Origin of the sequence: Thermococcus thermotolerans (assembly GCF_024707485.1) — an archaeon.
GTDB classification, from domain to species: Archaea; Methanobacteriota_B; Thermococci; order Thermococcales; family Thermococcaceae; genus Thermococcus; species Thermococcus thermotolerans.
In genome coordinates this window covers 1,301,922-1,319,924 of the sequence record NZ_CP102602.1, presented here as the reverse complement: position 1 = coordinate 1,319,924, position 18,003 = coordinate 1,301,922, and the positions used below count along the sequence as shown (strand labels likewise).

The 18,003-nt window shown below is 52.2% G+C and carries 17 protein-coding genes; 11 read left to right on the top strand and 6 right to left on the bottom strand.

Features of this window, described 5'->3' with window-relative positions; translation table 11 throughout:
• Window positions 1-19: 19 nt before the first annotated feature.
• The 11 genes from NUS69_RS07610 (at window position 20) to NUS69_RS07560 (ending at window position 9,441) form a co-directional block, all read left to right on the top strand.
• Window positions 20-1,051, top strand: coding sequence for a radical SAM/SPASM domain-containing protein (locus NUS69_RS07610; RefSeq protein WP_258083227.1), 1,032 nt, complete (start codon window positions 20-22; stop codon window positions 1,049-1,051).
• A gap of 215 nt (window positions 1,052-1,266) precedes the next feature.
• Window positions 1,267-2,427, top strand: a complete 1,161-nt coding sequence (locus NUS69_RS07605) for an MFS transporter (RefSeq protein ID WP_258083226.1) — start codon at window positions 1,267-1,269, stop codon at window positions 2,425-2,427.
• A 270-nt stretch (window positions 2,428-2,697) separates the two neighbouring features.
• Window positions 2,698-2,940 (top strand): phosphoribosylformylglycinamidine synthase subunit PurS, encoded by a 243-nt coding sequence (gene purS / locus NUS69_RS07600; RefSeq protein WP_258083225.1) that lies wholly within the window; start codon window positions 2,698-2,700, stop codon window positions 2,938-2,940.
• Between the two features lies 1 nt (window position 2,941).
• The gene (gene purQ / locus NUS69_RS07595; protein ID WP_258083224.1) at window positions 2,942-3,613 is read left to right on the top strand and encodes a phosphoribosylformylglycinamidine synthase I; all 672 of its coding nucleotides are present in this window, start codon (window positions 2,942-2,944) and stop codon (window positions 3,611-3,613) included.
• 4 nt (window positions 3,614-3,617) lie between these two features.
• Window positions 3,618-5,759 carry a phosphoribosylformylglycinamidine synthase subunit PurL gene (gene purL / locus NUS69_RS07590; protein WP_258083223.1) on the top strand — a complete coding sequence of 714 codons (2,142 nt, stop codon included), beginning with the start codon at window positions 3,618-3,620 and terminating at the stop codon, window positions 5,757-5,759.
• A complete protein-coding gene (locus tag NUS69_RS07585) occupies window positions 5,756-6,751 on the top strand; it encodes a formate--phosphoribosylaminoimidazolecarboxamide ligase (RefSeq protein ID WP_258083222.1) in 996 nt (331 codons plus the stop codon). Before purL ends, NUS69_RS07585 begins: the two co-directional genes overlap by 4 nt.
• Window positions 6,752-6,819: 68 nt before the next feature.
• A complete protein-coding gene (guaA, locus tag NUS69_RS07580; protein WP_258085041.1) occupies window positions 6,820-7,743 on the top strand; it encodes a glutamine-hydrolyzing GMP synthase in 924 nt (307 codons plus the stop codon).
• 48 nt (window positions 7,744-7,791) lie between these two features.
• Window positions 7,792-8,001 carry an antitoxin AF2212-like protein gene (locus NUS69_RS07575; protein ID WP_258083221.1) on the top strand — a complete coding sequence of 70 codons (210 nt, stop codon included), beginning with the start codon at window positions 7,792-7,794 and terminating at the stop codon, window positions 7,999-8,001.
• Window positions 7,998-8,444 carry a type II toxin-antitoxin system VapC family toxin gene (locus NUS69_RS07570; protein WP_258083220.1) on the top strand — a complete coding sequence of 149 codons (447 nt, stop codon included), beginning with the start codon at window positions 7,998-8,000 and terminating at the stop codon, window positions 8,442-8,444. Before NUS69_RS07575 ends, NUS69_RS07570 begins: the two co-directional genes overlap by 4 nt.
• The gene (locus NUS69_RS07565; protein ID WP_258083219.1) at window positions 8,441-9,010 is read left to right on the top strand and encodes a GMP synthase subunit A; all 570 of its coding nucleotides are present in this window, start codon (window positions 8,441-8,443) and stop codon (window positions 9,008-9,010) included. Before NUS69_RS07570 ends, NUS69_RS07565 begins: the two co-directional genes overlap by 4 nt.
• 155 nt (window positions 9,011-9,165) lie before the next feature.
• The gene (locus tag NUS69_RS07560; RefSeq protein ID WP_258083218.1) at window positions 9,166-9,441 is read left to right on the top strand and encodes a TonB-dependent receptor; all 276 of its coding nucleotides are present in this window, start codon (window positions 9,166-9,168) and stop codon (window positions 9,439-9,441) included.
• Here the strand turns inward: NUS69_RS07560 and NUS69_RS07555 are convergent.
• The 6 genes from NUS69_RS07555 to NUS69_RS07530 are packed head-to-tail and all read right to left on the bottom strand — an operon-like array spanning window position 9,396 to window position 18,001.
• Window positions 9,396-10,142 carry a DUF2101 family protein gene (locus NUS69_RS07555; protein WP_258083217.1) on the bottom strand — a complete coding sequence of 249 codons (747 nt, stop codon included), beginning with the start codon at window positions 10,140-10,142 and terminating at the stop codon, window positions 9,396-9,398. The two genes, NUS69_RS07560 and NUS69_RS07555, sit on opposite strands and share 46 nt — an antisense overlap.
• Window positions 10,143-10,146: 4 nt before the next feature.
• A complete protein-coding gene (locus tag NUS69_RS07550) occupies window positions 10,147-13,521 on the bottom strand; it encodes a DUF2341 domain-containing protein (protein ID WP_258083216.1) in 3,375 nt (1,124 codons plus the stop codon).
• The gene (locus tag NUS69_RS07545) at window positions 13,518-15,626 is read right to left on the bottom strand and encodes a hydrolase (RefSeq protein ID WP_258083215.1); all 2,109 of its coding nucleotides are present in this window, start codon (window positions 15,624-15,626) and stop codon (window positions 13,518-13,520) included. The genes NUS69_RS07550 and NUS69_RS07545 overlap by 4 nt, the downstream gene beginning before the upstream one ends.
• The gene (locus NUS69_RS07540; RefSeq protein WP_258083214.1) at window positions 15,623-17,110 is read right to left on the bottom strand and encodes a hypothetical protein; all 1,488 of its coding nucleotides are present in this window, start codon (window positions 17,108-17,110) and stop codon (window positions 15,623-15,625) included. The genes NUS69_RS07545 and NUS69_RS07540 overlap by 4 nt, the downstream gene beginning before the upstream one ends.
• Window positions 17,107-17,580, bottom strand: coding sequence for a hypothetical protein (locus tag NUS69_RS07535; RefSeq protein ID WP_258083213.1), 474 nt, complete (start codon window positions 17,578-17,580; stop codon window positions 17,107-17,109). The genes NUS69_RS07540 and NUS69_RS07535 overlap by 4 nt, the downstream gene beginning before the upstream one ends.
• A complete protein-coding gene (locus NUS69_RS07530; RefSeq protein WP_258083212.1) occupies window positions 17,561-18,001 on the bottom strand; it encodes a hypothetical protein in 441 nt (146 codons plus the stop codon). Before NUS69_RS07530 ends, NUS69_RS07535 begins: the two co-directional genes overlap by 20 nt.
• Window positions 18,002-18,003 lie beyond the last annotated feature (2 nt).

Sequence of the window (18,003 nt, the reverse complement as noted above, 5' to 3'; positions counted from 1 at the left end):
TAAACGTGGGGGGAGTTTGATGGAGGCGAGGTTAGGTCTACGGAGTGTTGACATCTCAATAACATCGTCATGTAATTTAAAATGTAAACATTGCTATCTGGAAGACTTGAAAAACGCAAAGATTACATTGCCTTTTGGGAAAATTGAAGAAGTCCTCACAGATGCTAGGGATCTTGGCGCACATCATGTAACGTTGACTGGAGGAGAGCCTACCCTCCATCCAAAATTTCCAGAAATTCTTAATCTTGCTAACAAATTAGAGTTTAAGATAACAATATTTACCAATGCAACGACATTGAACGAAGACATAGTAAGTGTTTTGAAAGAGTGCAACATAAATGGAGTTCAAGTTAGTCTTGAAGGACTAAAAGAGATGCACGAAAAAATTAGAGGTAAAGGAACCTTTGAAAGAACAATATCTGGGATAAAACTCCTTGTAGATGCTGGTATTAGGGTTACTGTTAATACTCAACTAACAAAAGACATAATTGACAATATTCAAGAATATGCTTCATTTTTGAAGTCAATAGGCGTTTCAAAGCTTCTGTTAACTATCCCTTCCCTAGTTGGTGAAGCAAAAAAGAATAATGTTTGTTTTCCAGATGAAAAATTAGACGAGATTAGGAGCATGCTAAAAATACACAAACTCAAAGATCAGTTTAATATCGATTCTACAAACCCTGACTCAAATTATACTTGTACTGCACTAATTCATCAGCTTGCCATAAATTTTGATGGCACAGTTTATCCGTGTCACTATTTTAGGTCGACACACCACCACTCATTAGGAAATATTTATGTCGAAAGTTTGAGGGATATATACGTATCCTGGATGAACGGGGATTCAGAACTTCTCCATTACCAGAAGTATGGAACCGCCAAGTGTAACGTGTGTAAATTCAAAGAAGTGTGTGAGCCATGTGCTGGCAGAATATATTCATTGTACAAAAACTTCAAGAATCCAGATTTGTTGTACTGTATGTTGCTTGGGAAAGAAAAAGTATTCCACGACGTACACATTAGTAGGTTAGTGTGGGGCCGTATGGAATGATATAGATCCCTTTACTACGAGGTGATTTAGTTGCTAGGGCAGATAAAGAAGAAAACAATCAAAGGGCTGGTTTTAGATATTGATGGACTAGAAGTTGAAGTGAATACAAAATGCAACGGAGGTGGGTGTGACGAGGACATCGACGAATGGATATAAATCTTTATCTTTTTCCTCTTTGTCTCTGGGCAGGATATCAAGAAATGGGGGGAGAACCAGTGAAAAAGATTTCACCAGAAAAGGGATACATACTCGTATCCTCCTTAGGGGCGTGGATGACTCACTTAATGGGCCCGTACCTCACAATCTGGCTTAGGAGTTTGGGAATCTCATTTGCTCAAATCGGCTTTTTTCAGTCGGTTTCATCTCTCCTTACATTCATAACGGACTTCCCGACGGGAGGTCTGGCTGACAGGTACGGGCGAAGGCTTAACTACGCGGTTGGTATCTTGCTATTTGGAGTCTCTCTTATCATAATCGCCTGTTCGAGCAGCTTTTTTATAATAGCCCTGGCATTTGCTCTGGCTGGTATTGGAAGTGCCTTTATGAGCGGAACGCTCACTCCCTGGCTCTATGATGCCATTAAAGGCGATAAAAAGAGGGCTCACATGGTCTTCAGCCGCATGAGGATTATAAACGGTATTTTAGGGACAGTAGCTGGCTTTGTTGCTGGAACCATCTCACGCTATGCCCTTAACCTTCCCATACTCTTGGCCGGCATCTGTGGGATAAGCGCTTCCCTGTTGGCACTCCTCTTCCTTGAGGAAAACTATGGCCACGGAAAGGCAAAACCTTACGGAGAAATCCTTAAGGATGGATTGAAACATATAGCCCGGGAAAGGACCCTCCACTATCTTCTCGTTGCGAGTTTCTTCCTGTCGTTCGCAGGTCGCTCGTTCTTCATGTTCTGGATGGTTCTTGCAAAGGAAGCCGGACTCAGGGAAAGCAGTATAGGTTACGTTTATCCCCTGCTGATACTTTCAACGTCTTTCGGGGGATTCGTATCTCTCAGGCTCTCTAGGTTCATGGACCACAGGAAAATTTTAGCAATCACAACGCCGTTGATGGGTCTTCTGATAATCGCAATGGGCATTGTTAAGGGCCTCTTATCCCTCCTCGCACTCATAACTCTCTTTGAGATAATAATAGCCATTAGAGCACCCGCCATGATAACGTTCAGAAATGAGCTTATACCCTCTCCAATCCGCTCTACCGTTACATCCGCACTTAGCACGATAGGAGGTATGTTCTCAATGCTTGCCAACATTGCAGTTGGGCTCATTGCTGATATCTTTGGCCTTGGAGGCGCTTATGTTGTATCTGGAATCCTTGCGCTCTTTGCGAGCTTATTCTTAATGATGGCGATCAAACATTCCTAAAAAATAAGTACTCCTTCTCATCTTTGCTTTTTTGTTCAGATGTATCAAGCTTTCTCTTCTTTATCTTCTATGAGACCGAGAGGAAGTTGGGTCTTCATGAAGACGCTTCATACAGATGTCGTTCTCCTCATGGGGGACAAGGGGGTAATGAGAGTCGTCTCGGAGGATTCCGTAAGGCTCGCGCTGGAGCTGACGTATTCTTGACAAATTTATGTTAAAATAAACCTTAAAAACTCCAAATTTTTACATATTTTTGATAAGGTGATGCCCATGAGGTGGAAGGTTACCATCATCGTTCGCTTAAAAGAGGGACTCAACGACCCCGAAGGAAGGGTCATAGGAAACGCCCTCAGGAACCTCGGCTACGCGGTGGAGAGCTTGCACGTTCCCAAGTACTTCGAGTTCGAGCTGGAGAGCGAAAAGCCAGAGCGGGAAGTGGAGGAGATGTGCAAAAGGCTCCTTGCCAACCCGCTCATCCACGACTACGAGTACAGCATCGAGCCGGTGAGCTGAGATGGTTCGCTTCGCCGTGGTCGTATTCCCCGGAACGAATTGCGACTTCGAGACGGAGAGGGCGATAAGAAAGGCCGGCGCCGAGGTCGAGCGCGTCTGGTACAAAACGAGCCTCAAGGACTTCGACGGCGTGGTTTTGCCCGGTGGCTTCAGCTACGCCGATTACCTCCGCGCCGGGGCGATAGCGGCAAGGCAGGAGATAATGGAAGAAGTGAAGGAGTTCGCCCGCGAGGGGAGACCCGTCCTCGGGATATGCAACGGCTTTCAGGTTCTGACGGAGGCGGGGCTCCTTCCGGGGGCACTGAGGCCGAACAAGAAGCCAAGATTCCTCTGCAGGTGGGTGCACCTTCACGTTAACGACGTTGAAACGCCGTTCACTTCCCTCTACGAGCCGGGAGAGGTCATAAGGATGCCTATAGCCCATGCAGAGGGGAACTACTACGTGGACGACCCATCGAAGGTTAGAATCGTCTTCCAGTACAGCGACGAGAGAGGAAACATGAGCGAGGAAGCTAACCCCAACGGCTCGATTCTGAACATAGCGGCGATAGCCAACGAGAGAGGCAACGTCCTTGGAACCATGCCCCATCCGGAGCGCGCGAGCGACCGCTTTTTGGGCAGTGAAGACGGTCTGAGGCTCTTTAGAAGCATGGTGGAGTGGGTGAGGAGGTGATTCCGTGTTTCCGCACGAGGAGAAGCTCATCCGTGAACGCTTGAAGAGAGAGCCGAGCGAACTTGAGTGGGCGATGCTCGAAGTCATGTGGAGCGAGCACGCCTCGTATAAGTCGAGCAGGCTCTGGCTGAAGCTCCTGCCGACCGAGAACGAGCACGTCATTTTGGGCCCCGGTGAGGACGCGGGAATAGTGAGGTTCGACGAGAACACTTGGATAGTCGTTGGCATAGAGAGCCACAACCACCCGAGCGCGGTCGAGCCCTACGGGGGAGCGGCCACGGGAGTCGGCGGAATAGTGAGGGACATACTATGCATGGGTGCAAGGCCGATTGCTTTGCTTGACCCGATCCGTTTCGGCCCGCTGGAGAGGGAGAGAAACCGCTATCTCTTCGAGTACGTTGTTAAGGGCATAGCCGACTACGGCAACAGGATAGGCGTTCCTACCGTTGGGGGCGAGACGGAGTTCGATGAGAGCCTCGACAACTACACGCTGGTGAACGTGGCCTGTATCGGGATAATGAAGCCCGAGCACCTCGTTCACAGCTACGTAACTGAGCCGGGTCTCAAGCTTATACTCGTCGGCAACAGGACCGGCAGGGACGGCATCCACGGAGTCACCTTCGCGAGCGAGGAACTCGGAGAGAACGCGGAGGAGGAAGACCGCTCCGCCGTCCAGATCCCCGATCCCTTCACGGAAAAGCTGCTGATTGAAGCCACGCTTGAGGCCGTTTACACCGGAAAGGTCAGGGCGCTCAAGGACCTTGGAGGGGGCGGTCTAACCTGCGCCGCTTCCGAGATGGCCGGCAAGAAGGACTTCGGGGCTGTAATCTACGCCGACAGGGTTCCGCTCCGCGAGCCGGGAATGAGCCCGACAGAGGTCATGATTTCAGAGAGCCAGGAGAGGATGCTCTTCGCGGTTAGCGAAGCCGACGTTGACGTCCTCGGAAAGATTTTCGAGAAGTACGGCCTCGAATGGACGGTTGTGGGGGAGGTCATCGAGGAGCCGCGCTTTGTGATACACTGGAATGGGGAGAAAGTTGCAGACCTTCCGGTTGAACTCTTAGCGGACGTTCCCACGATGGAGTGGGAGCAGAGGCCCTACAGCGCAGAGAGATCGGTTGAAACTCCCGACGTTTCATTCGGCGAGGCCTTCGACCTCGTCTGGGGCAGTCCGAACATCGTAAGCAAGCGCTGGATATGGGAGCAGTATGACCACGAGGTCCAGGGGAGGACGGTCCTCAAGCCCGGAAGGGATTCGGCGGTGCTCAAGCTCAACGACGAGTATGGCTTGGCATTCACCGCCGACGGGAACCCAAGCCACAGCCACCTCAACCCCTACCACGGTGCGATGGGGGCGGTTGCCGAGGTTGTCAGAAACCTCGTGAGCGTTGGGGCCGAGCCATTAGCGTTGGTGGACAACCTCAACTTCGCCTCGCCCGAGAGGCCCGAGGTCTACTGGAGCTTCACCGAGACCGTCAGGGGATTGGCCGATGCGGCCAAAGCCTTTGGTTTGGCGTACGTCAGCGGGAACGTCAGCTTCTACAACGAGGTTGCAGGAAAACCGATAAAGCCGACACCGGTCGTTGCCGGCCTCGGAAAGGTAAAGCTTGAGGAAATCCCGGAGATGGGGCTGGACAATGGACTGCTCATAGGCGTCGTTGGGGTAACGAAGGCCGAACTCGGCGGCTCGGAGCTGTTCTCAAGGCTCGGCGTTGAAGGCGGTCTTGCCCCGCGCGTGAACCTCGACGAGGAGAAGGTCAACTCCGAGGGAATTCTGAAGGCTATACGGAAAGGCCTCGTCAGAGCGGTTCACGACGTTAGCAGGGGTGGACTCGCCGTTGCCCTCGTGGAGATGGCCATCCCAGGAAAGGTAGGCTTCACGGTTGACCTCTCAAGGGTTCCAGCCGAAACATTGAACCCGGTGGAGGTAGCTTTCAGCGAGAGTCACGGGCGCTACATAGTTGCCTTCCCCGAGGAGAACCTTGACGAGCTTAAAGCACTCTTCAAACACTTTGCAGTCATCGGAGAGGCGAAGGGAAGTGACGTGATCTTCAACTGGAGCGGAAAGGAACTCCTGAGAAGGCTGGTTTCCGAGCTGAGGGCAGTCCACGAGTCCCTGCCAAAGCTTCTGGGTGAGGGGGAATGAGGGTCTCGACGTATGCATCCCACTCTGCCCTTCAGATTTTGAAGGGGGCAAAGGGGGAGGGCTTTGAGACGGTTGCCTTTGGGAACCTCCGCGTTAGGCCCCTCTACACGCGCTACTTTCCGGTGGCGGACTACTTCATTGAGGGGAGCTATCCAGAGGAAGAGCTGCTCAGCTTGGATGCCGTCGTCATTCCAACCGGCTCCTTCGTGGCCCATCTCGGAATCGAGCTGGTCGAGAAGATGCGCGTTCCATACTACGGCAACAAAGAAGTCTTGAAGTGGGAGAGCGACCGCTCACTGGAAAGGAAGTGGCTTGAGAAGGCTAAACTCCGCCTTCCGAGGGTTTACGACGACCCAGACGACATAGACGGGCCGGTCATAGTCAAGCCCCACGGTGCCAAGGGCGGGAAGGGCTACTTTTTGGCCAAGAGCTCTGAGGACTTCTGGAAGAAAGCTGAAAGGCTCGGGGTTCAGAACAAGGAAGAGCTGAGCGGAATCCAGATTCAGGAGTACGTTCTCGGCGTTCCGGTTTATCCGCACTACTTCTACTCGAAGCTCAACCGAGAGCTGGAGCTGATGAGCATAGACAGGCGTTACGAGTCCAACGTCGATGCGATAGGCAGGATTCCGGCCAGAGAGCAGCTCGACCTTGAACTGAACACCAACTATACGGTGATAGGCAACATTCCGCTAGTTCTCCGCGAAAGCCTGCTGATGGACGTCATCGAGGCCGGGGAGAGGGTCGTTGAGGCTGCCGAGGAGCTGATGGGTGGCCTCTGGGGCCCCTTCTGTCTGGAGGGGGTCTTCACAGAGGAGCTTGAGTTCGTCGTCTTCGAGATTTCCGCCAGGATAGTCGCTGGGACGAACCCCTTCATTTATGGTTCCCCATACAGCTGGCTCCGCTATGACTATCCGGTCAGCACCGGAAGAAGGATAGCGATGGAGCTGAGGCAGGCCGAGAACGAGGGAAGGCTCGACGAAATTTTGACGTGAACCTGTTTAATTCCCGCTCGGATAGGTTTATAAATTGACGTCCGAATGGTTGGGAAAAGGTGGTGCTCATGTGGGGGAGGTTCATCGAGGAGAAGGTTGAGGAGATAAGGAAGACGGTCGGCGATGGTAGGGCCATAATAGCGCTCTCCGGCGGCGTTGACAGCTCGGTCGCTGCGGTGCTTGCTCACAAGGCCATAGGCGATAAGCTCCACGCGGTCTTCGTCAACACCGGCTTCATGAGGAAGGGCGAACCTGAATTCGTCGTCAGGACCTTCAGGGACGAGTTTGGTCTCAACCTGCACTACGTCGATGCCGGCGAAAGGTTCTTCAGCGAGCTCAAGGGCGTCACCGACCCCGAGGAAAAGAGAAAGATAATCGGCAGGGTCTTCATCGAGGCCTTTGAAGAGGTCGCGAGGGAGATCGACGCCGGGTTCCTAATCCAGGGAACGATAGCCCCGGACTGGATCGAGAGCAAGGGGAAAATCAAGAGCCACCACAACGTTGGTGGACTCCCGGAGAGGCTCAACCTCAAGCTGATAGAGCCGCTCCGCGACCTCTACAAGGACGAGGTCAGGGAGCTGGGCAAAGAACTCGGCCTCCCGGAGAAGATATACAACCGCATGCCCTTCCCGGGGCCGGGGTTGGCGGTTAGGGTTCTCGGTGAGGTTACCCCGGAGAAGGTCGCCATTGTAAGGGAGGCAAACGCCATAGTGGAGGAGGAGATCGAGAAGGCCGGTCTAAAGCCCTGGCAGGCATTCGCTGTTCTGCTGGGGGTGAAGACCGTCGGTGTTCAGGGCGACATAAGGGCCTACAAGGAAACGATAGCGGTTCGTGTGGTTGAGAGCCTCGACGGCATGACAGCAAATGCCATGAACGTTCCCTTCGAGGTCCTGCAGAGGATAGCCTTCAGGATAACCAGCGAGATTCCCGAGGTTGGAAGGGTGCTTTACGACATCACCAACAAGCCCCCGGCAACGATTGAGTTTGAGTGACTCGATACCCTTATTTACATCTTGAGCGTAAAAGGATACGGTGGGAGAATGGGGGAGATCATTGAGGTCATCTATGAGAACGGCGTGCTGAAGCCGCTGAAGCCCCTTAAGCTCAAGGAAGGGCAGAGGCTTAGGGTTAGGGTTTACAGCGATGACTTCCTTGAGCTGACGAGGGAGATGAGGAAGAAAGTAACACCTGCGAAGTTCAAGGAGGATCCCACTGACTACCTCCTTCGCCTAAGGGAGGAGGAAACATGAGGGTCGTTGTGGACACATCGGTGATTTTTCATCTGTTTTCAAGTTTCTATCCTGAACGAACAGAGATTTCCGAAGAGGTCATTGAGAACGCCCAGCTCGGCAGAATTGAGCTCTATGCCCCGCGACTCGGCGAGGTTGAGTTTATAGCCGTTCTGTCGAGGTACTTTGAGAGGGAATCCGTGGAGAGAGCGCTGGACCACTACTCAGAAATCGTCATATGGGTTCCGGAGGAACTGATAATGGAGGATTTGAGGGAAGTGGCCTTTCAGACGCACCACAAGGCATCTGACATATACTTCATTGCGACTGCCCGTTACCTTGACGCTGTTTTGATAACCAACGACAAAAGAATGGCCGAGCTGGCCAAATCACTCGATTTGAGGGCTTTTTACCTCGCTGAAGAATCCAATGCCTTCTTCAACCTCCTGGAGGTGAGAGAATGATAGTCATAATGGACAACGGCGGGCAGTACGTCCACAGGATATGGAGGACTTTAAGATACCTCGGCGTTGAGGCCAAGATAATCCCCAACACGACGCCGCTTGAGGAGATAAAGGCAATGAAGCCGAAAGGCATCATTTTCTCTGGTGGCCCGGACATAGAGAAAACCGGCAACTGCTCCGCCATCTTGGAGCACTACGACGAGTTCAACGTCCCAATCCTTGGCATCTGCCTCGGCCACCAGCTGATAGCGAAGCACTTCGGCGGGAAGGTCGGAAGGGGCGAAAAGGCTGAATACAGCCTCGTTGAGGTGGAGATACTGGAGGAGAACGACATCTTCCGCGGGCTTCCAAAGAGGCTCAAGGTGTGGGAGAGCCACATGGACGAGGTAAAGGAGTTGCCTGGAGGCTTCAAGCTCTTGGCCAGGAGTGAGACCTGCCCTGTTGAGGCCATGAAGCACGAGAGCCTTCCCATCTACGGCGTCCAGTTCCATCCCGAGGTTGCCCACACGGAGAGGGGGGCGGATATTTACCGTAACTTCGCACAACTCTGCGGGGAGCTCAGCTAGTCGGTCCTCTCCCCATCTTTTATCGGTAACGGGTTCTCTCATCATCGCTCCCCCATCATTTTGAGACCCCACCTGAAAAGCCTTGCTGGTTACGACTATAGATTGCAAATTAGAAAACTTTTTAAAGTTTAACTCTTACTATTTTTGGTGATAGCTTGGGGCACACGGTCTACTATCTCACTAAAATTGATAGATGGCAGGAGTTCAGGGTTTTCCTTGAGAGGGTCTGTGGGGGACTCGGCTTCCGTCTTGTAGAGGGAGAAGACACCGTTATAATCTTTCCAGAATGCCGCGGAGTCGAGCCCCTGGAGATAAAGAAGAGAGGTAGGGGATTCGTCAAGACGAACCTTGTTGAGCCCTGTCACTCGATATATCTCCTCATTCTTCATTCGGTTTCTTCCTTCGGCTCTGTCGAGCTCTGGGAGGACTGATCCGTGAGATAGACCTCTATTATCCTTACCGGAACCGCCCCCTTGAGCTTCCTGTCCTCCACGATGAGCTTCACCACCCTGCCAACTTCCAGGTCTTCCACGGCATCGACCCAGTAGTGGCCGGGCTTGACGTTCGCCGCTATGTCGTCGTGAACAAAGACCCTGACGGCATCGCCCTTGATCTCCTCAACGATGCCGTAGGTATAGTCCCTTCCGTATCTCTGCTTGAAGTACCATCTGAATGCCATCACGATGGCAAAGGCCACCAGCAGGTATGCGTAGTAATAGTAGATGCTCGTGGCTATCTTCCGTATCACGAGGTATCCCAGGAAAACAGCGAGGGAAATAAGAGATATTGCGTAGTAAAAGAACCTGTAGGGTTCATACTCCACAAAGAACTCCCGGTTCCTAACCAATGTGTAGCGGAGATAGAGGAAGTAAACCACCGCCACGCCCACGAGCCACAGTGGGCTGGCCTTGATGAAGAGCAGGATTAGATTGAGAATAAGATAGCTGAGAAAGGCCAGCTGGAGCTTGAGGCTGAGGTATTCATGGGCAGTGAACCTCTTCTTCACGAGTCTGCTGAGATATCTAAAGCTTGGCGGCTCCTCTGAGGGGGAGGGATTTATGAAATCCATGAGTTCTCTGATCCCTGAATCCACGGACTCACCGATTCTGTAGAGGATGTCTTCCACCGACATGATTTCACCTCTTCAGCAGGTCTTCTGCTCCGGTTGGTCCAAGTATGGCCGCTGCCGTTTGATTGTCGAGGAAGAATGGCACAACGCTCAAATCCCCTGTGAGAGCGCTCGTACCGTAGGATATGCCCCAGACACGATAGGCTGGCGTCTTGTCCATCCTTCCGAAGTAATAGTTGAGGAAGTAGTAATCCACGCTACTTTGTCCGTCTTCTACTGTTATTCCAAAGTTGTTGAATATATCAAAGAGCTTACGGTCGTAGTCAGCATTGGGCACCATAAAGCTGACGAGCCCGATGGGATAGTATTCGCCTCCATATTTCATTCCCAGCTCGTCCTGCATCTCCTTTGCCAGCTGGAAGTATTTAGCATGGTTGGTCACACTGTTTTCAAGGCGCTCAAAGAACGATATTCCATTATACGTCCCAAAGTACTTCTGATCTACTATACATGATATCAGCGGTTGCAGGTCGTAGGCACGGGCATTGTATGCACTGCTTGTCTGGGGTGCCGATTCAACGGTGGTGGAGCTTATGGAGTCGGTTGTATAGTAGGGCATCCTGCCTATAACTATCCAATCGAAGTATGCGGTATTAATGAGGGTGCCCTGGGGCTGGCTGTCTATCACGATGCCCACTTTTGTAGGTGATACGGGCTCTTTGTTTATTCTCACGGTGGTGCTTCTTAGCGGGTTGTCAACGTCCGTGAACTCAAGATCTACTCCTCCGGAAACAGGCGTAAATACAATCTGGTACCTGCGGTAGTCAGACAGTGTCGTGGGGTTGTCTGACACCAAGCTGTTTTCCCAGTTTTCGAGTATGGCCAGCGTGTCCCCATTGTGGTCGCTGAATCCTGGATTGTCGTCGATGAACTGTACTCTCTCCGTCTCTGTCGTTGTTTGGGTGCCTCCGGCTTGCGTTATGGTGTAGCTCAGGTACTCGTCCTCCAGGTACTTGCGGACGAATATCCAGTCGTATTCGCTGGGGCCTCCATTCCACTGCTCCAAACCTATGGCACGGTTGCTACTAGCCCCAGCGTTGTACGAGCTCCTTAGAACCTTGTTGGTCCAGTCTGAGAACTGGTATATGTCGGTCCAGAATGGTGTTACTCTCAGTTCTATGTTCTGGAATGAGTTTAGTGTGTACTCCGTCGTACTAGAGTCATACCATCCAATCCAGTTGCTCGTCAGGACGTTGAACCACCACAGATACCCCCTTCCATCGCCGTAGTAGTTGATGTCCTCAATGCGACCCCATCCCGTGCTCCTGCGGATGTTCCACATTATTCCGGGGTTGTCGACAAGCTTTCCTCTAATGTCCATTATGTATGTGCTCGGGAAAGTTGCCTTTGACCATATCCAGCTCCTGCTCGGAAGCAGGAGATAGCCGTTGTTTACGGCTGGATTTCCATGGGTGTCCCACTTCCCTGTATCCAAAGTTGTACCTGTGAAGTCATCGAAGAACTCGAAGACCTGGTTCCCGTCTCCCCTGGTGAGTGTGCCCGTGTTGTATTTAATGTAAACTGTGGCGTTATAATGGTACACCCATCCGTTGCTCCAGGTTCTTCCGATGTACGTGAGGTTAGTCTTTACCCATATCTGAGCGCCGTTCGTGTCCCAGTATTCTATCCAGAAGGGTATCCTGTTCTGGAGGAGCGGGTCGGAGTATGTAAGTATCTCCGCTCTGTTCGTTGCGGGGTCGGAGTTTATGCCGCTTATATTTGCGGCGCTGAGACGTATTGGCACCTGGACGTTTGTCGGGTCTATGAGCTCCGGTCCATCGTAGCTTATGATGACCTTGAGATAATTTCCTAAAGCCTGGGTTTCCGTATAGTTAAACTCCGTCTCAACGCCTCCATCAAAGTCCAGAGCGGTGCTGTCCGGCTTCATCCTGAACCTCACAAAAAATGGACCGTCTATTGCATTGACCGTCTGGAGGGCGAGTTTTTCAGTTCCGCCTGGAACGACGAGATGGCCGCTCCCGTCAAGATACGCGTCGGCTAGGTTGTTCCACAGGACGGGATTTATTGATGTGCCGTCGAACGTGTCGATGAGCCAGAATAGGTATTCCTTGTTATATCCATCGGTGGCATAGGACGGGTTGTCTGTAAAGTAAATCGAGTAGTCAGTACCGCTGGCCCTTATCCATATCCAGACGTAGGAGGTTCCCCAGTACTCTATCCAGAAGGGCACCGGAGTGCACGCGATGCTGGACTTTTCATAGATCATCATTGAGGCAGTTCCATCGGTGTGATATATGCCGGGGAATATTGAGGCCGGTATTTTTAGGAGCACAAGGCTTCCGTCGGCGTAGCTGGGTATCGTAATGTTGACCCTCCACTTGTAGTTGGATCCGCACCAGTGGTTAGTCGCACTAACATTGCCGAACACGAGGACTCCCACGTCATCGTCGCTGAAGATCTCAAGCGGGGAGATGGGGACGCCGTTTATTGTGGTATTGACGATTATCGGGGCGGTAACGCCGGCTATGTCCCCGCTGCGGAGCACGTATCCATCAGCACCATCTCCTGGGTAGGAGTTGCCGTAGAATATGTGTCCGGTGTCCCAGGCTGTGGAGGAATACTTGCCGAGTACATGGTCACTGGTGCTGGTGCCGTTCCCGTAGAGTGTTCTAACGGGCCTATCCATGAGTTCGGGGAAAGTGTACTCACAGGGTTCAATTGAGCGGTAGTACCTGCCGTAGGTGAGTGCCGAGAATATGGGGTCCTCAAGGTTTTCGATTGAGATTATTGAGTAAACGTAGTTCTCCCTCGGTATTGGGCCGGTATAGACAACCTTGCCCGAGACGTCTGAAATCGTCACGTCCTTTATTCTGGCGCGTATAACGATCCTGAACGCGTCAAGGGGGGCAACGGTTAGTTCTATGTTGCTTCTGAGAAAACTGCTCCTCTGGGATACGCTCATAGCCTCGATTTCGGCAATGGTTCTGTTCGCTATCTTCAGCTCATAGCCCTGTCTTCTAAGTTCGGTGGACATGTTTCCGAGCCAGCCTAAGACGGTTTGATCTCTCATCAGCCTTTCGGAATAGTTACTCGCGACTTGGGGTGACTGGCCGAACAAAACCAGGTCGCGTATAGTGGCGTTCGCCATACCGTCCGGGTCGTTTGGATCCAGAAAGTCCCGAGTGTTTGCAATGTAGTCTACAACGGTAACTATCGCCCTCTTTCCGGATATCTCAAGGGTTCTCTGGAAGTCCATCTCAACGTACGATACCACCCTGTACGTTCTCTCAACCTGGGTTCTCTCGCTCTGACTCATTATTATCTGGGATGAAACGTCCTCATACGTGGCTAGGAGAAGCATGAGGGGTATCAGCAGGAGTATGGCCGTTGAGTTCATTAGAAATGCCCGCCGTTTCTTCATCCGTTCTCCCTCCAGACTCTGAGTGTTATTGTAATGGGCTGGAACAGGCCGGGGATGTTGCCCATGGATACGAAGACTATGTTTACCGTTGGCGGTAGCTGTACTAATATTGGGTTTGCCTGCGTCCCATCTCCGCCGAGGTTGCGGAAGAGCCTTATTATTGCATCATCAACGGCGTATCTGTCCATTCCATCGAGGAGATCCTGAGCGGTGACGTCACAGTACGGGGCATCTCCCGCGGTCACGTAGTGCGGTGAGGTATCCCCGCTCCAGTAGTATGTTATGTTGTAGCCTGAACAACCGGACCTCAGAAGTTCCGGAAAAACGTCCCCATAGCCGGCAAATCCCTGAATAACGTATGTGAGCTCGCCGTCCCCGTTGCTCGGCTGGAGGTAGTAACCCTGGCCGAGGTTGATGTTTATCGTATTGGTTCCGGGAGCTATCGCGTTGGGGAGGGGGTTGTACTGGTAATCGAAGGTGTTTCTGGTATAGCCAACCCTGGCGAGTGCGTAAATGAAGGGGTTTGGTGGGTGCTGGTATATGTAGGTGGGGTCTATCTCGGGGTTGTCAACGCGGATTGACTGCGAGGGTTCACCGTAGTTAACGTAATACAGCCACGGGAACTGGAACTTGACCCACAGCGGGGTCACACCCTGGGGAACGTTGAAGTTTATGGTCACCGAGCGCGTCCAATCCTGATTTGGAAGGGTGATGGGTTCGGTCACGTCTATTGTGTACGAGGTAATGAGGACGCCCGGAGTGTAATCGGCATAGACGAACGATTCGTTCCCTATTAAGTGAATGTTCGGGCTGTACCTGGTGTTCCCGTTTCCTGCCCTCACGATTAGTGTCGTGTATCTGCTGGATATGTGAGTGTAGTTGTATCCCGCACTGGCCAGTGCGTTTGCTATCGTCTCATTGTCCCAGTAGCACACTTTCACTCTGGTAGTGGAGTTGTACTGACAGGGGGCGCTGAGCGGTACGGAAACCTCGTTGTTGAACATGAACGAAAGGGTGATTGGTGTGGTTGGGGATACGTTCCCAACGGCTATCTGGACGCTGAGAGAGTCTATCTCTCCTGGAACGAAGAGGTACTTCCACGCAGTTATTCCATATCTGGCTGTGACGTCCTCGAAGTAGAACCTATCAGTAAACCTGAGCGTGGATGGTATTGCCGTGCGGTATCTTATCCGTATATACTGAGCGCCGTCTTCACCGCCGTCGTATCCGGGCTTGTAGACCCTAACTTCGAACACGTTGGCTTCTCCGGGGTGGAAGTTCTCTATAAGGGCGTACCCACCGCTGGGGTTTGTATCCTGGATCAGTTGGTTGTTGTTAACGTACCCAGACCAGATAAGCTGGCCGTTGAGGTATATCTCGTAGTTGGATCCCACCCATGCGGGCTCTAGGAACCACGTTATCTCCTCCACCTGGGCATCTCGCGGAATGGCGTCCGCAGGGACTATGTACCTGATTATGACCTCATCGTTTTGATTGTCAGTCCGGGAGTATATGTACCCGCCCCTTATGGTGTACGTGTTCTCCTTGCTTCCCAGCTTGTTGAGAAACGCCCTCGCCATGTAGCCCCTCGGCGTCTGGTTGTAGGCGTATCCGCTCAGTATTAGGGTTGCCGGCGTTACGTCTCTGGCCGCGGAGTAGTTGGAGCCAACCTTCCGGAGGTACGGGCTGGTGTAGTTGTTTATCATCAGTTCGTAGTTGTAGTCCCTGAGGGTGTTGTTAAGTACGTACCCCAAAATTATCTCGGCCTTGTGCTTTAGGTCGGCGGAGGGGAAAAGCGGCGCCGTCGCCCAGTAAGTGGCGACTATATCTATTGGGGACATGTCGGGGGTCACAAGCGTTGTGTTGATGACGGGGTCTGGGCCAGTCATCCACTCCTCCAGCTTCTCTGGGGGAACCAGTTCCCTCAGGGGGAGGGTTCTGAACATGGTTAATGCATCGTCAGCGACGTATTTTGACTGGGAGCGCATGTACGTGGAATAAACCTGGGCGCTGGGGTTAATCTGGGTTATACTGACCACGAACATGGTGACTAGGAGGAGAGCAAGTATGGCGTCCAGGGTGAATATGAAGCCTCGCCTCTTCATGAGTCATCCCACACCCACAGTTTTAGCACCGCCAGACTCGCCTGGGGCTTCATGATGGTATCAATCCCGTTAAGGTCTGTTATCTCGGCCGTCGCTATGTCCTTCATCTCGTAGACCCAGACGTAGATATCGAGGCTCTCTCCCGGGTTTATCTGAGTAAGGAACTCCTTCCAGGGGATTATCACGTAGTACGGGTTCTCCGAGGAGTAGGATTTGACATATGAGTTCCCGTTGACCGTCTGGTTTATGATTGCCCTGACGTTTGAATCGGCGGAGGTCTTGTACACCGCCATGACAGAGTATCCAGATATGTTGGTGCCCCTCATCCACGCCACGGCAACAACGTGACCGGTGCCGTTGAATGCAACTTTGAGCGCCATGTAGTCGGGGATTGGAGTGTATATTGTCCCAACGTAGAGTTCAGCTGGGAGAGAATCGGTGGTGATGGTGTAGCTCCGATTGTAGACCATCTTTGTCAGTGGGATTCTCCTCTCGGTGTAGGTTACCCACGGTGAACGCTCCCTGGAGGCCGTTATCGTTGCCGGGTCACTCACGAAAGTGCCGTTTATCATAGTTATGTTGTAGTCTGCGTTCACAACCCTGGTTGCGTAGACGTACCTGATCGTCAGGTTTGTTGAGGAGACGGTTCCCCCCTGTCCCCACCATACTGTTCCCGTCCAGGTGGTCCATATCTGCTGTCCCAGACGGTGCAGGGGAATCCAGAGCTCGTAGGTGCCGTCTGCGAGCCTGTTCCATCCTATAAGAAGGTACCCGGTCTCAACGTCTATGTGGACGATTGAACCCGCTGGTATGTTGTAGTTCACAGGGCCACCTTGATTTCCTGGACCGACGAGATCAAGCCTGACACTCCCGTCCTCCGCGAGCTTGAAGACGAAGCTTTCTCCAGCAGTTACATTTGTAACGTTTGCTATGTTCCCCACACCGGGAGCGTCGCTCCTCTCGGGGCTTATCCACTCAGCGATGAGCCCCAGCCCGTATGCGTATCCAGTGCGGGGAGTAACAGAGAGATGACCCCCGGATGGAATGTCCACAGAGCCTTCGGTTTGGGGGGGTATGACTGTTACGTTCCCCTCGATCTCGACCCTTGTGAGGTAGAACCCTAGGGTGAAGTCCTTTCCCATGCTAATGTTTGCCAACAACGCCCGTACTGTGGGGTTGTCGTTGGCAACGGCCTCACTTAGGGCTTCTATCTTTGAATAGTCTATGGTTGTGGGATACTGGCTGTTCTCCAGCCCGATGAAAGCCAGATTGCTGGGGTCGGTCTGCCAGTTGTTTGGAGTTCCTGGGTTTTTGACGAGTATGTCCAGCATATTATCTCCAACATTAGCTCTTTCGTACCAGCCAAGTACGGTTGTTATCTCTCCCTTCAGGGCGCTTGAGGTGGTGGTGATAGTGCCAAGTAGCAGGATTATTATGACCATCGACAGCATCGCATCGAGCGAGAGAAGCTGGCCTCTCCTCATACTCTCACCACATCCACGTTTATCTCAATCTCTCTCCCACCGAGGTAGAGCTTTCCATCCTGTTTGACCACATTGGTCTTGGATGTCAGGTCATCCTCGATGTACTGTTTTATGTTTGCCTCAACGGTGCTTTCAGGAAGCCCGGCTCCAGTATAGGTTATCGTGACGTTGACCTGTATCGTGCCGTTAATCTCTGCCGTGCGCACCCCTGCGAGCTGAAACGCCCTGTACGTGTAGTTACTGGCGTTTATTATTGCGTTAAGGGGAGTGTAGATGCTCTCGTTAATAATGACTCCAGTATTCAGGTAGGCGCATGCATCTGAGGCGGAACCTCTAACGTAGGATATTATCGAAGAAGCTGTGTTCTCGTCCAGATACGTGGGAACAACCAGAAGGATCCCTGCGAGAATTATTGCTGTTATGAATAGAACCTCTATGGCCGTCTGTGCCTTACGGCGAGAGGGTGACATCCAGCCTCCCCTCCGTTTCGTTGTACGTTGCCACTATTCCAAAGTCCTTATCCGTCGCTGTAAGGGTCACAGAGGTGTTCTCGTATATCGGTACTGGGCTCTTCTGGATCACCCGGTATCCCCTCCCCCCTATTGTGGCGTTAACAACGACGCTATCCGGGGCAACAAGACTGACGGTTACCCTGTCCCCTGCATCCAGGTTTATCGGGAGTTCCTTCCTCACGGTAAATCCCTCTCCGGCGGTGTAGACCTTGACAACAGAGTCCCTGATATCGATGGAGAATGCCTTCAGCTTTGCGATGGTGTCAAAGGTTTCGGAATGGGCTCTCTCGCTGTCGGCAATATAGACTAGGTTGAGCATTGTGATGGTTATCAGGGTCACTGCAAAGAGGAAGTCAAGGCTAATCTGTCCCCGCTTCATCT